Origin of the sequence: Embleya sp. NPDC008237 (assembly GCF_042956465.1) — a bacterium.
Taxonomy (GTDB): domain Bacteria; phylum Actinomycetota; class Actinomycetes; order Streptomycetales; family Streptomycetaceae; genus Embleya.
In genome coordinates, this window is the sequence record NZ_JBIBGL010000019.1 from 115,907 (window position 1) to 130,098 (window position 14,192).

General features: G+C 71.6%; 12 protein-coding genes. 9 read left to right on the forward strand and 3 right to left on the reverse strand.

Annotated elements, in window-relative coordinates; genetic code table 11:
- The first annotated feature begins 56 nt into the window (after positions 1 to 56).
- From ACFZBU_RS38250 to ACFZBU_RS38270, 5 genes are all read left to right on the forward strand, one after another.
- A complete protein-coding gene (locus tag ACFZBU_RS38250) occupies positions 57 to 1,412 on the forward strand; it encodes an alpha-L-fucosidase (RefSeq protein WP_391588370.1) in 1,356 nt (451 codons plus the stop codon).
- A gap of 51 nt (positions 1,413 to 1,463) precedes the next feature.
- Positions 1,464 to 2,897 (forward strand): chondroitinase-B domain-containing protein, encoded by a 1,434-nt coding sequence (locus tag ACFZBU_RS38255; RefSeq protein ID WP_391588371.1) that lies wholly within the window; start codon positions 1,464 to 1,466, stop codon positions 2,895 to 2,897.
- A gap of 35 nt (positions 2,898 to 2,932) precedes the next feature.
- Positions 2,933 to 4,357 (forward strand): chondroitinase-B domain-containing protein, encoded by a 1,425-nt coding sequence (locus tag ACFZBU_RS38260; protein ID WP_391588372.1) that lies wholly within the window; start codon positions 2,933 to 2,935, stop codon positions 4,355 to 4,357.
- Positions 4,358 to 4,518: 161 nt separating this feature from the next.
- On the forward strand, positions 4,519 to 5,379 hold the full coding sequence (locus tag ACFZBU_RS38265; RefSeq protein WP_391588373.1) for a sugar phosphate isomerase/epimerase family protein: 861 nt from the start codon (positions 4,519 to 4,521) through the stop codon (positions 5,377 to 5,379).
- 65 nt (positions 5,380 to 5,444) lie between these two features.
- On the forward strand, positions 5,445 to 6,092 hold the full coding sequence (locus tag ACFZBU_RS38270; protein WP_391588374.1) for an SGNH/GDSL hydrolase family protein: 648 nt from the start codon (positions 5,445 to 5,447) through the stop codon (positions 6,090 to 6,092).
- A 91-nt stretch (positions 6,093 to 6,183) separates the two neighbouring features.
- Here ACFZBU_RS38270 and ACFZBU_RS38275 read toward each other — a convergent pair whose 3' ends face one another.
- The 3 genes from ACFZBU_RS38275 to ACFZBU_RS38285 form a co-directional block, all read right to left on the reverse strand.
- Positions 6,184 to 7,233 carry a LacI family DNA-binding transcriptional regulator gene (locus tag ACFZBU_RS38275; protein WP_391588375.1) on the reverse strand — a complete coding sequence of 350 codons (1,050 nt, stop codon included), beginning with the start codon at positions 7,231 to 7,233 and terminating at the stop codon, positions 6,184 to 6,186.
- 170 nt (positions 7,234 to 7,403) lie between these two features.
- Positions 7,404 to 8,639, reverse strand: coding sequence for a nickel pincer cofactor biosynthesis protein LarC (gene larC, locus ACFZBU_RS38280; protein WP_391588376.1), 1,236 nt, complete (start codon positions 8,637 to 8,639; stop codon positions 7,404 to 7,406).
- Positions 8,636 to 9,865, reverse strand: coding sequence for a lactate racemase domain-containing protein (locus ACFZBU_RS38285; protein WP_391588377.1), 1,230 nt, complete (start codon positions 9,863 to 9,865; stop codon positions 8,636 to 8,638). The genes larC and ACFZBU_RS38285 overlap by 4 nt, the downstream gene beginning before the upstream one ends.
- A gap of 99 nt (positions 9,866 to 9,964) precedes the next feature.
- Here ACFZBU_RS38285 and ACFZBU_RS38290 point away from each other — a divergent pair, with 99 nt between their 5' ends.
- The 4 genes from ACFZBU_RS38290 to uxaC all read left to right on the forward strand — a co-directional run bounded on the left by ACFZBU_RS38290 (position 9,965) and on the right by uxaC (position 14,126).
- Positions 9,965 to 10,150, forward strand: a complete 186-nt coding sequence (locus ACFZBU_RS38290) for a hypothetical protein (RefSeq protein ID WP_391588378.1) — start codon at positions 9,965 to 9,967, stop codon at positions 10,148 to 10,150.
- On the forward strand, positions 10,147 to 11,520 hold the full coding sequence (locus tag ACFZBU_RS38295; RefSeq protein ID WP_391588379.1) for a mannitol dehydrogenase family protein: 1,374 nt from the start codon (positions 10,147 to 10,149) through the stop codon (positions 11,518 to 11,520). The genes ACFZBU_RS38290 and ACFZBU_RS38295 overlap by 4 nt, the downstream gene beginning before the upstream one ends.
- A 270-nt stretch (positions 11,521 to 11,790) precedes the next feature.
- Positions 11,791 to 12,507, forward strand: coding sequence for a nickel pincer cofactor biosynthesis protein LarB (larB, locus tag ACFZBU_RS38300; RefSeq protein ID WP_391588380.1), 717 nt, complete (start codon positions 11,791 to 11,793; stop codon positions 12,505 to 12,507).
- Between the two features lie 215 nt (positions 12,508 to 12,722).
- Entirely contained in the window at positions 12,723 to 14,126 is a 1,404-nt protein-coding gene (gene uxaC / locus ACFZBU_RS38305) for a glucuronate isomerase (protein ID WP_391588381.1), read from the forward strand.
- Positions 14,127 to 14,192 lie beyond the last annotated feature (66 nt).

The following is a 14,192-nucleotide window of genomic DNA, read 5'->3' on the forward strand; positions in this document are numbered from 1 at the left end:
CAGCCCCGACGTGCGCCGAAAACCCACCGGACGCCGACGAGAAAGAGCGATTCCCCATGACTCCGAGCGCTGACACCCCGCAGGCGCATCCGTCCGCGACCCCGAATCCCGAGGACGGCCCGGATACGAACTGGTTCACCACCGCCCGGTTCGGCATGTTCGTCCACTGGGGTCTGTACTCCCTCGCCGCACGGCACGAGTGGCTCAAGAACGTCGAGCGACTGACCGACGAGCAGTACCAGGTCTACTTCGACCACTTCGACCCCGACCGCTACGACCCCGCCGAGTGGGCCAGAGCGGCCAAGGCGGCGGGCATGCGGTACGTCGTGCTCACCACCAAGCACCACGACGGCTTCTGCCTGTGGGACAGCGCCCTCACCGAGTACAAGGTCACCAACACCCCGCACGGCCGTGACCTCGTGGGGCCGTTCGTCGAGGCGTGCCGCGCCGAGGGGCTCAAGGTCGGTCTCTACTACTCGCTGATCGACTGGCACCATCCGTCCTTCCCCGTGGACGGCACCCATCCACAGCGCGACGACGAGGCGTTCAAGGCCGCCAACGCCGAGCGGGACATCCGCGACTACCAGCGCTACCTGCACGGTCAGGTCCGCGAACTGCTGACCTCGTTCGGACGCGTGGACTACCTGTTCTTCGACTTCTCGTATGTCGGGCGCAGTTGGTGGGGCGGCAAGGGACCCGACGATTGGGACTCCGCGCAACTCCTGCGGACGATTCGCGAACTGCAGCCGCACGTCCTCGTCAACGACCGGACCGGCCTTCCCGGGGACTTCGTCACCCCCGAGCAGTACCAGCCGTCCGGTCCCATGACCCACAACGGGCAACCCGTGCTGTGGGAGGCCTGCCAGACGCTCAACGGCAGTTGGGGCTACGACCGGGACAACCTGGACCACAAGAGTCCCGACCTGCTGATCCGCATGCTCGTCGACGGCGTGTCCAAGGGTGGCAACCTGCTGCTCAACGTGGGGCCCACCGGCCGTGGCGTGCTCGACCCGCGCGACACCGCGATCCTCGACGAGATCGGCCGCTGGACGCAGCTGCACGAGCGGTCGATTCGCGGCTGTGGTCCCTCCTCGTACACCGCCCCCGCCGAATGCCGGTACACCCAGCGCGGCGACCGGCTCTACGTCCACCTGTTCGCCTGGCCGCTGCGTCACCTGCACCTGCCGGGCCTGGCCGGCCGGGTGCGCTACGCCCAACTGCTCAACGACGCGTCCGAGATCATCCCGGTCCACATCGACCCGGACCGGCCCGCGGTCAACACCGAGATGGGCGGCCAGCCCGCCGGAACGCTCACGCTCCAGCTCCCGGTCAAGCGCCCGGACACCCCCGTACCCGTCATCGAACTGTTCCTGGACGCCCAGGCGACCCGGGACACCCCGACCACCGGCTGATCGCGAGCCGGAACACCGTCCGTACCTCCACCACATCCTCACGGAGGCACCATGCAACGCCGCACGTTCCTCATGGGCACCGCGGCGGGGGTGGCGCTTGCCGCCGCCCCCGTCGGCGCAGCGTCGACCGCGAGCGCGAGCACGGCCCCGAAGGCCGTCCGCACGCTGGACGAGCTCCAGGCCGCGATCGACCGGGCACGACCCGGCGACCGGATCGTCGTGGCCGACGGGACCTACACCGTCCCGTCGGACCGCCCGCTCGCCATTCGGAACAAGCAGGGCACCGGGCGCGCGCCCATCACCATCGCCGCCCGGACGCAGGGCGGCGTCGTCCTGGAAGGCGAGCACAGCTTCGTCCTCGAAGCGTCCGGCCACATCACCCTCAGCGGGTTCTCCTTCCGGCAGCGGAACACCCTGGACATCCCCCCGGACTGCTCGCACATCAGGCTCACCCGCAACGACTTCCAACTGGCCGACATCGAGGGCGTGCACTGGGTGATGGTGCGCGCGGACGACAGCACGGTCGACCACAACCACTTCCACGGCAAGAGCACCCTCGGCATCTACCTCGGCATCGAGGGCGCGAACACCGAGGAGATGGCCCAGCGCGTCCACGTGTATCGCAACTACTTCTCCGACCACACCTTCACCGGCTCCAACGGCGGCGAACCGATCCGGCTCGGCGTCAGCCCCCGCGCCCTGTCCAGCGCCCACGCGATCGTGGAGTACAACCTGTTCGAGCGGGCCAACGGAGACCCCGAGGCGATCTCGGTGAAGAGTTCGGACAACACCATCCGGCACAACACCATCCGCAACAGTTTCGGCGGGATCGTACTGCGGCACGGCAACCGCAACCGGGTGGAGGCCAACCACTTCATCGACGGCACCGAAGGCGTGCGGATCTATGGCAACGACCATGTGATCGTCAACAACCACCTCTCCGGCCTGGCCGGGCGCGCCCTGGTGATCGGCAGCGGATCGGAGCGCGATCACCTGCCCGGCGAGACGCCCGAGGCGCGCCGCGGCAACGACGCCCCCGACCGCATCCTGATCGCCTACAACACCCTGGTGAACAACGGCGGCACGATCTCCGGCGAGAGTCAGCGCCCGCACGAGCCGCGCGACGTCACCGTCGCCGACAACCTGCTCGTCGCGGACACGGGCCAACTGGTCGCCATGGCCAACACCGTGCGCTTCACCTGGTCGGGCAACCTGCTGTGGGGCGCCGCCGCGGACGGCAACATCCCCGCCGGGGGCGGTACCCGGGTCGACCCGAAGCTGGTCAAGGACGCGTACGGCATCGCCCGCCCGGCCGCCGGCAGCCCGGCGATCGACGCCGGCACGCCGCGCCGGCCGCGCATCACGCACGACATCGACGGACAGCCCCGCACCAGGACGCCGGACGTGGGCGCGCACGAGTACTTCCGCCGGGCGCCGAGGTGCGGACCGCTGACCCCGGCCGACGTCGGTCCCCGGGCCGACTGAGCGACCCGCCCGCCCACTTCGACGCAGGAGGCATCATGCAACGACGCACGTTCCTCAAGGGCTCCGCCGTGGCCGCACTCGCCGCGGTACCTCTCACCACCTCGCTGTCGGGCAGCGCGGCGGCGGCCGACATCCCGGTCTCCTCCCTCACGGCGCTCCAGAGCGCGATCAACGGCGCCGCGCCGGGTGACCGCATCGTCGTAGCCGACGGAACCTACACGGTCCCCTCGGGTGGCTCGATCAACATCTCCGGCAAGAACGGCACCAGCGGCGCACCCATCACCATCGTGTCGAAGACGCGCGGCGGAGTGGTGTTGCGGGGCGAACGCGGCTTCGTGCTGAGCAATTCGACCAACATCGTGATCAGCGGCTTTGCCTTCCGGCAGAGCACCACGCTGGACATCCCGACGAACTGCTCGGCCATCCGGCTGACCCGCAACGACTTCCAGTTCGTGGACAGCGGCGATCCGTATTGGCTCGTCGTCCGGGCGAACGACACGAAGATCGACCGGAACCACTTCCACAACAAGACCACCACAGGCATCTTCGTCGTCGTCGACGGTCCCGACAAGGACAAGATGGCGCAGAACGTGCAGATCTTCCGCAACCACTTCTCCGACCACAGCTTCACCGGGGACAACGGCGGCGAACCCATTCGCTTCGGCGCCAGCGGCCGGGCCCTGGCCAACGCCGGCGGAAAGGTCGAGTACAACCTGTTCGAGCGCTGCAACGGCGACCCCGAGGCCATCTCGGTGAAGTCCTCGGGCAACACCATCCGATACAACACCATTCGTGACAGCAAGGGCGGCATCGTGCTTCGGCACGGCAACGGCTCGACCGTGGAGGGCAATTACCTGATCGGCGGCGTCGACGGGGTGCGGATCTACGGCAACGACCATGTGATCGTCAACAACTACCTCGGCAATCTGTCCGGCCGCGCCCTGGTGGTCGGCAGCGGCAGCACCCGCGACCACACCCCGAGCGAGACGGAGACCCAGCGGCGGGGCAACGACGCCTGCGACCGCGCGGTGATCGCACACAACTCCCTGATCAACAACGCCGGTACGCTGTCGGGCGAGACGCGCACGTACGAGCCGCAGAACGTGACCATCGCCGACAACCTGCTGGTCGGCGACTCCGGCGACCTCGTCGCCATGGGAGCCACCACCGGCTTCACCTGGCGGAGCAACCTGCTGTGGGGGGCGGCCGGCAACGGCAACATCCCCGCCGGAGGCTTCACCCGGGCCGACCCCCGGCTTGCCCAGGGCGCAGACGGTGTGCTGCGGCTGACGGCGGGCAGCCCGGCGATCGGCGCGGCCACGCTGAGCATGGCCCTGGCCGACGACATCGACGGGGACCCGCGCGGCAGCGTACGGGACATCGGCGCCGACGAGTACTCGACGACGCCCGCTCTCCGGCACCCCCTCACCGCCGCGGACGTGGGCCCGAACGCTCCCTGAGCGACCGGCGATGACGGGGCATCGCACGCCCGACCGGTCCGTCGACCCGACCTCGCCGGACCAAACGATCCGGTCCGCCCGGCCCCGTCCGGGCGGACCGCGCCGAGCCCCCGCGGGACCACCGCAGACCATCCGCAGGCCGACCGCAGGAAGGCAGGGCCATGACCGAGGAGAGCACACGGAGCGCGGCGGACCGCCCCCCGGTCCGCCCGCCCGCCGGGGCGACGGACACAGCGGGGGGCGGGCGGACCCGTTTGGGCCTGTGCTCGGTCACCTTCCGCCGGCTGCCCGCCGCCGAGGTCGCGCGACGCGCGATCGACGCGGGCCTGGAGGTGATCGAGTGGGGTGCGGACGTGCACGCGCCCGCGGGGGAGCCCGACACGGTCCGCGCGGTCCGTGAGGTCTCCGACCGCCACGGGCTGGTCTGTTGCTCGTACGGTTCGTACTTTCGCGCCACCCCCGACGAACTGGCCGGGTTCCCCGCCGTCGTGCGGGCCGCCGTTCTGCTCGGAGCGCCCCGGGTACGGGTCTGGGCGGGCGGAATCGGATCGCGGTCCGCCGCCCCGGAGGAGCGGCAGGAAACCGTGCGCTGCCTGCGCGAGGCGGCCCGGATCGCCGCGGACCACGGCCTGGAACTCGCGACGGAGTTCCACGGCAAAACGCTCACCGACACCGTCGCCTCGGCCGTCCGGCTGCTGGACGAGGTGGGCGCGGACAACGTCCGCACGTACTGGCAGCCGCCGCTCGACGTCCCCGACGAGCAGGCGGCGGCCGGGCTCGTCGAACTCGGCGACCGGGTCACCGCCGTGCACGTCTTCTCGTGGTGGCCGGCCAACAACCGGCTGCCGCTGGCGGATCGCCGGGACCTGTGGGTCGCCGCCCTCGGCCGCCTGGCGGGCCGGGGTCTCGACGCGCTGCTGGAGTTCGTCCCCGGCGACGACCCCGCCGTGCTGACGCGCGAGGCCGAGACCCTGCGGCGCGCCGTGGACCAAGCCTCCTCGATCCGACATGATCGACCGTGATCCGGCGTGTCGCCGGTGAGGTGCCCGGTCGCCAGCCCACCAACCCACACGCCAGGACGGCAGGTATGCATCCCAAGGACGACGACACGCTCCTTTTCATCGGCGACTCCATCACCGACGCGGGCCGCGACCGTGCGGATCCCGCGTCGCTCGGCGGGGGATACGTGCACGAGATCGCGCGGACCCTGCGCGAGCGGGCGCACGACGGACCCGGCCCCCGCATCGTCAACAGGGGGATCAACGGCCACCGCGTGTACGACCTCGAATCCCGCTGGAACACCGACGTCCTGGACCACCGGCCCACCGTCGTCACGGTCAAGATCGGCATCAACGACACCTGGCGCCGCTACGACCGAAACCTGCTCAGCCCGGTCGACGAGTTCGAGGCGTGCCTCGACCGGCTGCTCGCGATCACCGCGCGGAAGCTGTCCGCACGGCTGGTGGTGATCACCCCGTTCCTGCTTCCGATCGGGCCGGACCAGGAGCGCTGGTTCGAGGACCTGTCGCCGCGCACCGACGCCGTCCTGCGGGCAGCGGGGCACAACGGAGCCCGAGTGGTTCGCGCGGACCTCGTGCTGCCCCGCGCGGCGCAGGACCGGGAGCCGGGGGAACTGGCCCCGGACGGCGTGCACCCGAGCCCGCTGGGGCATCGGCTGATCGCCGACGCCTGGCTCGCCGAGGTCGTTCCCACGGCCCCGGACGCGGAGCGGTAGCAGCGGGGCAGCCGCGCCGTGCCGGCGCGGAACAGGGCCTGCTGTTCCGTGTCGGTGCGGGCACCGCCGCGATCCGCGGCCCCGTAGCGCCCTACGAGCTCGGACGCCGGGTGCGCCGAGCCGGTCCCGTCGAGTCACGGACGACCAGCTTCACCGGCAGGGTCATGGGCTTGCCGGTGCGCGGTGCCGGGTTGCCGCGCGAGGACAGCAGCGCGTCGACGGCAGCCTTTCCCTGGGCGCGCAGCGGGGCGGCGACGGTGGTCAGCCCGGGGCGGACGATGCGCGTGGGGAAGATGTCGTCGAAGCCGACCATGCTGACGTCCTCGGGAACTCGGACGCCGCGTGCCTGGAGGGCGAGCATGGTCCCGATCGCCAGTTGGTCGTTGTAGGCCACGACGGCGGTCGGCAGGTCCTCGGGGAGCGCGTCGGCAGCTTCGCGACCGCCGGCGACCGTGGGCGCGAACGGGCCCACGCGCTGCACCCGCATGTCCAGCCCGGCCGCCGCCTCGCGCAGGCTCCGCAAGCGCATGCCGTCCGCCCACGAGGCCTCCGGACCGGCCACATAGGTCACCGTGCGATGACCCAACCGGGCCAGATGCTCCGCGGTCACGAGCATGCCGTGCGGGTTGTCGAGGGTGATGCTGGGGACATCGGCGACATCGCGGTTGAGGACGATCACCGGCCGCTGCTTGGCAGTCATCCGGATGGCCGAGTCCGACAACCGGGTACCCGCCAGTACGAGTCCCTCGACGGCGGGCAACGCCCTTTCCAGACTGGCGCGTTCCACCCGGTCGGACTCCTGGGCGTCGATCAGCAGGAGGACGAAGCCGGCCTCGGCGGCGGCGGACTCGGCTCCCCGGATGATCTCGGCGTAGAACGGGTTGGTCACGTCGGAAACCACCAACGCGAGCATCGACGTGCGGCCGGTGGGCAACCCCGACGCCAACGGATTGACGCGGTAACCGAGCTCCGCGGCAACCCGCCGGATGCGTTCCGCGGTCGCCGCGTTCACCCGACCCGGCCTGGCGAACGCCCGGGACACGGTGGACGCGGCCACCCCCGCGGCCCGGGCGACGTCGTAGATCGTCGGCGCCTTGCTCTCGCCGGTTGCCGCGGTCGGTGCGCCGTCACGCTCGCTCACCCGATCTCACTTCCATTCGCGGGGAAAGCCGCAGGTCCGGGGCGGCGACACCGGGTATCGCACGACCCCATGGCTGCCCATGGCATGGGCGGGAGCGCACTGTACCCCGTTTCGACACCGCCACCCGGCGCGCGGTCGCCCGGGTGGACGCCCGCGCCGGCGCCGCGGATTCAGGCGGGTTCGGGGGCGAGCGTTTGCGGGACGGGGGCGCTGGAGGTCAGGCCTGCCTGGTGGGCGGCGGTGGTGGTGGCGGCAAGGACGGTGTGGACGGGAAGGCCGAGACGGGCGGCGAGGGCGGCGGCGGGGGCGAACTCGGGCGTTGCCTGGAGGATCCTGCCGCCATGATGGCCCACCTTGACGGGGAGGCGGCCGCCGAGGACGTCCACCTGGGTCCAGCCGCGTTGGAGTTCGGTTTTGCGGACCGGCCGTTCGCGCACGCCCAGGGTGGTGGTGAGGCGGAAGACGGCGTCCCGGAGGGGTTGCGCGCCGTGCGGTGGGCACAGGACGGAGAGCGTGTGCGCGGGGCGACCCTTCTTCATGAGAATGGGGGTCAGCCAGGCGTCCGAGGCGCCGGCCTCCATGAGGGACGCGAGGACGCTGGGCCACGCGCGCGGATCCAGGTCGTCGATGTTGGTTTCCAGGACGACGGCTTCGGCGGCGTCGAAGGCGGGGTCGAGGGTCGTGGCGGGGGCCGGGACGCCGAGGAAGACGCGGGTGACGTTGGGGCGTCCGGGGGTGTCGCGGCTGCCGGCCCCGATGCCGGTTCGCTCGAGACGCAGGTGCGGCAGGGGGGAGCACTCGCGGGCCAGGGTAGTGAGCAGCGCCATGCCGGTGGGAGTGGCGAGTTCGCCCTCGCCGCCCGCGAACACCTGCCACTCGGCGGCGAGTTCGGCCACCGCGGGGACGGGGATGGGCAGTTCGCCGTGGGCGGTGGTGACGCGGCCGATGCCCAACGCCACGGGACCTGCCGTCAGATCGGTCACGGCGAGGTCGTGCAGCGCGGCACACACGCCCACGACGTCGGCGATGGAGTCCCAGGCGCCCACCTCGTGGAAGTGCACCTCATCCGTTTCGGTGCCGTGTACGCGTGCCTCGGCGACGGCGAGGCGGGCGAAGGCGGCGAGTGCCGACGCGCGGACCGGATCGGGCAGGGGCGCCTGCTCGATGAGGCGGCGAACGTCACGCCACGTCCGGTGTGCGTGGTCGTGCTCGCTCGGCGTCACCTGGATCCGCGTCGCTCGCATGCCGGCGCGGATGACCTGTGTCCGCGCGAGGCGCACCTCGCCGGGAACCACCGCCTCCACCGCGGCACGCACCGTGCTCAACGCGGCCCCGGCGTCGACGAGGGCGGCGAGCAGCATGTCCCCGGCGATGCCGGCGGACGCATCGACCCACGCGGCCCTCATCGGCGCAACCGATGCAGGACCTCGCCGGCTTGCGGCACGACGAGGGTGTCCGGGTCGGCGGCGAGCGCCGCGAAGTCCACCGCCGAGGGGTCCAGATGGCCGAGGTTCGCCCCGCGGACGACGTCCTCGGGAATGCCGGTCGCGAGGGTGACGGTCAACCGGCAGCGCTCGCCGTGCTCTTCGTCGTACGTACCCGCCCCGCGCAGGTGTGTGGAGTGCGCCAGGACGCCCCAGTGCAGGTGCTTGAAGCGGTCCCACTGCTTGGTGAAGTAGTCGCGGCAGTGGTAGCCGATCTCCTCGATCTCCGGGTGCATCGCGGAGATCGTCCGCACGTGCGGCGCGTACAGGACGACCTCGCCGCCGTCCGCGACGACCGGTTCGAGCTTGTAGAAGCCTTTCGCCGCGGTCCAGATGTCCTCGTACTTCTCCGGGATCACGGACACCACACGCCGCACCGGGGCGTCGAGGTAGCGCACGTGGACCTGCGCGGACACGTCGGCAGCCGCCGACCAGGCCGCCTCCGGGGTCCCGTACGCCATCGAGTGCAGCGCCCCGGTGCCGGATTCGACCACCACGCACAGCGCGCGCCTGCGGCTCGGGATCAGCGCGGCCGCCTCGTGGATCAGCGCGCGGACCGGGGTGATGCCGCGCGTTCCGATGATCTCCGCGCTGGTGATCAGGGCCCCGAGCCAGTGCGACAGGTCGATGATGTCGGCGCCCGCGACGCCGGGGAAGAAGTACTTGTCACCGCCGGAGAAGCCGACCACTTCGTGCGGGAAGACCGGGCCGACGACCAACGCCACGTCGTGGTCCACGACGGCCCGGTTGAGGCGCACGTCGACCTCCTGGCGCAGCAGCCCGCCGGACAACTCGGCCACGCGCTCGGCGCCGATCGTGCCGACCGAGGCGAACGTCGACGGCTCCCACCACTCGTGGTTGAGCACGGTCATGCCCGGCAGCGGCGGGACATGGGCGGCCAACTCGGCCTCGCCCATCGGCGCGTGCGTACCCAACGCGACGAGCACCGTCAACCGGGAGACCCGGCCGTACAGCGCCTCGTGCACCGCGGCGAGCAGCAGCGGAAGCGGACAACTGCGAGTGGCGTCGGGTACCACCAGGCATACGCTCCGGCCGTCGAGATCCTCGTCGGCCAGTTGTTCGGCGACGAAGGCTCGCACCCGGGCCTCGGGGAGGACGGTGTCCGGCCCACCGATCTGTGCTGTCATGGCGGCCAGAGGACCATGGCGTCCGACGCGGTGCAAGTGCCCAGGGCAACACATGGCAACCGGTTGCCGCGCCGGGCCGACGGCAGCGAACATGCCGTCATGCCAAGCCCCCACTCCGACCGACTACTTCCCGTCGCCCCCGGTGTGCGGGCTCTCGCCCGGCGCCGCGACGAGACGGTGCGCGACCTGCCGATCCCGTCACCGCACCGGCTCGACCGGGACCAGGCATTCGAGGCGGCGGCGGAACCGGTGCGCGTCAACCCGCGAAAGGTCTTCGAACTGTGACCGCCCAACCCGCGACCCGGCCCCTGTCCCGCGCGGTGGACGGACGCCCCGCCGCGCCGGTGCGCATGCTCCACCTCGGCCTGGGCGGCTTCTTCCGGGCCCATCAGGCTTGGTACACCGAGCACGCCGGCGACGCCGACCGGTGGGGGATCGCGGCGTTCACCGGGCGCAGCACCGCGATCGCCGAGCGGCTGACCGCCCAGGACGGGCTCTACACGTTGGTCACCCGTGCTCCCGACCGCGACCGCTTCGAGGTGATCGGTTCGCTCACCTCGGCGCACTCCGGCGGCGACCACGCCGCGTGGCTGGACCACTGGCGGCGACCGGAACTCGCGGTGGTCACCCTGACGGTCACCGAGGCGGCGTACACCCGCGCCCCCGGAGGCGGCCTGGACACCCGACGCGCCGACGTGAGTGCCGATGTCGCCGCACTCCGCGCCGATTCGAACGCCCCGGTGTCGACCGTCGCCGCGCGGCTGCTGGCCGGGCTGGCCGCCAGGCGGCTCGCGGGCGGCGACCCCGTGGCCGTCGTGCCGTGCGACAACCTGCCGGGAAACGGCGAGGTCACCGCACGGGTGATCGGTGAACTGGCGGACGCGATCGGGCGCCCCGGATGGCGCGAGGCGGCCGCGCACGCCTCGTACGTCGGCACCATGGTCGACCGGATCACCCCGTGGACCACCGCGGACGACGTGGCCGCCGCCACCGACGCCACCGGGCGCCGCGACGAAGTCCCCGTCGTCACCGAGCCGTTCACCGAATGGGTGCTGAGCGGCGAGTTTCCGGCCGGGCGGCCCCGCTGGGAGGACGCCGGTGCCCGCTTCGTCGCCGACGTCACGCCGTACGAGGAACGCAAACTGTCGCTGCTCAACGGCGCCCACTCGCTGTTGGCGTACGCGGCGCCGCTTCGCGGGCACGCCACCGTCGCCGAGGCCGTGGCCGATCCGGTCTGCCGGGTCTGGGTGCGCGAATGGTGGGACGAGGCCTCGGCCCACCTGGACTTCCCGGAAACCGCGCTGGCCGGCTACCGGGACGCGCTGACGGCCCGCTTCGCGAACCCGCGCATCCGGCACACCCTCGCCAAGATCGCCGAGGACGGAGCCCAGAAGATCCCGGTGCGCGTGCTTCCGACGCTCTACGCCGAGCGGACGTCCGGGGCGATGCCGCCCGGCGCGCTCCGCGTCATCGCCGCGTGGCTGCTGCACCTGCTCGGAAGCAACGGGGTCCCGGTACGAGACGCCGCAGCCCCGGTCCTCACCGGATCACCGTCCGACGCCGCGCACGCGGTGCTGGCCTTCCTCGATCCCGCCCTCGCCGGAGACATCGAACTGGTCGAGGCGCTCACCGCCCGCGCCTGGGAACTCACCTGACCGAGGACATCGAGGCGCCCGGCGCCGAGAACGCGGCACCGGCGCAGCGCGAAACCTCCGAGTACTCCAGTACGAGAACGTTCCGGCGGCACGCCGATGCACCGCACCGAACACCGCGACGGGGCAAACGTTGCCGGGCGCGGCACAAGCGGGTGACTTGCGCGAGGCGGCTCCGGCGGTGGTCCGTGCCGCCGGGGTCCGGAGGGTCGCCGTCGATTTTCGCAGGCATGCTCTCGGGCGCCTGCACGCATTCCCTGATCGGAGTTCGCCATGGCTGAATCGTTCGCACGTCTCGATCACGACCGGATCGACCGGAGAGGATATCCGGAGGCGATCTTCTGCGAGGGCAAGACCCCGGAGCAGGTGGGCGCGATCGCCGCCGAGCTGCGCGAGCGCGGCCGGGCGGTGGCCCTGTTCACCCGCGCCGATCCCGAGCACGCGCGGGCGGTCCTCGCCGAACTGCCCGACGCCCGGCACGAGTCGCACGCCAGGTTGTTGGTGTGGCCGCCCGAACCGCCCGCTCCGGAGGGAGGTCTCGTGGTCGTGTTGGCGGCGGGCACCTCCGACCTCCCGGTGGCGCTCGAGGCCGAACTGACCGCCCGCTATCTGGGACGGCGCTGTGAGATGGTCGTGGACGTGGGCGTCGCCGGACTCCATCGCGTGATCGGCATGCTCGACCTGCTGCGTTCCGCCCGGGTCGTGGTGGTTGCCGCGGGCATGGACGGCGCGCTGCCCAGTGTGGTGGCGGGACTGATCGCGGCGCCCGTCGTCGCGCTGCCGACCTCCGTCGGCTACGGAGCGGCCTTCGGCGGCCTGGCCCCGCTGCTGTCGATGCTCAACGCGTGCAGCCCCGGGGTCGCGGTCGTCAACATCGACAACGGCTACGGGGCCGGGCACCTCGCCGCGCAGATCGCGGCGCCATGCCCGCCGGCGCCTTCCACGCCGGCGGGCGGCGCTTGGTCGTGGGGGTCGGACGGTCGGGAATGAGCCGTGCCTTGTGGGGCCGGCTACCGCCAACGCATGTCCGAAGTCCTCGACGGGCCCTGCCGATCGGCGCCTGTACCCGCACCCGCACGCACGAGTTCCCCGTACGCGAGCCCCCGCAGACGAGCCCCCCACACGGCCCCCGCAAACACGGGCTCTCGCGGCAACACATGACAACCGATTGCCGTGGTCTCCGGCTGCGGACGACCATTCGGAGTATGCCCTCCTCACTCCATCCCGACCGGCTCCTGCCCGTCGACGCACAAGCACGCGCCGTCGCCCGCCGTCTCTACGAAGCGGTCCGCGACCTGCCGATCCTGTCGCCGCACGGTCATGTGGACCCTCGGTTGCTGGTCGAGGACGAGCCGTTCAGCGATCCGGCGAGTCTGCTGATCTCCCCCGATCACTACGTCACGCGCCTACTGCACGCCTGCGGTGTCCCGCTGGACGAACTCGGGGTAGGGCAGGGGCCGTTGCCCGAAGAGCAGGCCCGCCGGGTGTGGCGCAGGATGTGTGAGCACTGGACCGCCTTCCGAGGGACCCCCGTCCGCTATTGGATGGAGGCGGAACTCGTCGAGATCTTCGGCGTGACCGAGCGGCCCGCCGCGGCCACGGCCGACCGGATCTACGACCGGATCGCCGCGCGGCTGGCCGAACCGGCCTTCCACCCGCGGGCACTGTTCCGCCGCTTCGGCATCGAGGTACTGGCAACCACCGACGACCCCGCGGACGATCTGGCCGCGCACCGGGCACTGGCCGCCGACCCCGAGTGGACGGCGCGGGTCGTCCCCACGTTCCGACCCGACCGCTACCTGGAACCCGGTCAGGGTTGGGAAAAGGCCGTGGCGCGCCTGGGCGAGGCCGCGGACATCGACACCTCGGACTACGACGGCTACATCCGGGCGTTGGAGAACCGACGACGCCACTTCATCGCGCACGGCGCCACCTCCGCCGACCACAGCCACCCGGACGTGGGCACCGAACCGCTGACCCACGGCGAGGCCGCCCGCATTTACCGGGCCGGCTTGCAGGGCACGGCGAGCGAGGCCGAGAGCGTCGCCTTCCGTCGACACATGCTGCTCGAGATGGCCCGCATGTCCTGCGACGACGGCCTCGTGATGACCCTGCACCCCTCCGTGCGCCGCAACCATCACACGCCCACGCACCACCGGTACGGCCCCGACACCGGCCACGACATCCCGCTGCGCGCCGAGTTCACCGACGCCCTGCGTCCGCTCCTGCAACGGTACGGAACCGCCGAAGGATTCCAGCTGATCCTGTTCACCCTCGACGAGACCGTCTTCACCAGGGAGATCGCTCCGCTGGCCGGGTTCTACCCGTCGGTCTACGCGGGCGCCCCGTGGTGGTTCCTCGACGCCCCCGACGCCATCCGCCGATTCCGCCGCGCGGTCACCGAGACAGCGGGATTCTCCCGGACGTCCGGCTTCGTCGACGACACCCGGGCCTTCTGCTCCATCCCCGCCCGACACGACATGTCACGCCGGCTGGACTGCGGCTACCTCGCCGAACTGGTCGCCGAACACCGACTCGACGAGGACGAGGCGATGGAGACGGCGGTGGATCTGGTCACGGTCAATCCGCGAAGGGCATTCAAGCTGTGATCACCGCCGTGACCCGAACCCCGGGGAACGCGCACGGGAATTGCGCCCGCCCGGGGAACGCGCACG

Excerpts from the sequence above, each read along its gene's own strand:
- ACFZBU_RS38285 (WP_391588377.1), bottom strand. The coding sequence starts at position 9,865 with ATGACAGCACAGATCGGTGGGCCGGACACCGTCCTCCCCGAGGCCCGG.
- ACFZBU_RS38260 (WP_391588372.1), top strand. The coding sequence starts at position 2,933 with ATGCAACGACGCACGTTCCTCAAGGGCTCCGCCGTGGCCGCACTCGCC.
- larC (WP_391588376.1), bottom strand. The coding sequence starts at position 8,639 with ATGAGGGCCGCGTGGGTCGATGCGTCCGCCGGCATCGCCGGGGACATG.
- larB (WP_391588380.1), top strand. The coding sequence starts at position 11,791 with ATGGCTGAATCGTTCGCACGTCTCGATCACGACCGGATCGACCGGAGA.
- ACFZBU_RS38265 (WP_391588373.1), top strand. The coding sequence starts at position 4,519 with ATGACCGAGGAGAGCACACGGAGCGCGGCGGACCGCCCCCCGGTCCGC.
- ACFZBU_RS38270 (WP_391588374.1), top strand. The coding sequence starts at position 5,445 with ATGCATCCCAAGGACGACGACACGCTCCTTTTCATCGGCGACTCCATC.
- ACFZBU_RS38290 (WP_391588378.1), top strand. The coding sequence starts at position 9,965 with ATGCCAAGCCCCCACTCCGACCGACTACTTCCCGTCGCCCCCGGTGTG.
- ACFZBU_RS38255 (WP_391588371.1), top strand. The coding sequence starts at position 1,464 with ATGCAACGCCGCACGTTCCTCATGGGCACCGCGGCGGGGGTGGCGCTT.
- uxaC (WP_391588381.1), top strand. The coding sequence starts at position 12,723 with ATGCCCTCCTCACTCCATCCCGACCGGCTCCTGCCCGTCGACGCACAA.
- ACFZBU_RS38250 (WP_391588370.1), top strand. The coding sequence starts at position 57 with ATGACTCCGAGCGCTGACACCCCGCAGGCGCATCCGTCCGCGACCCCG.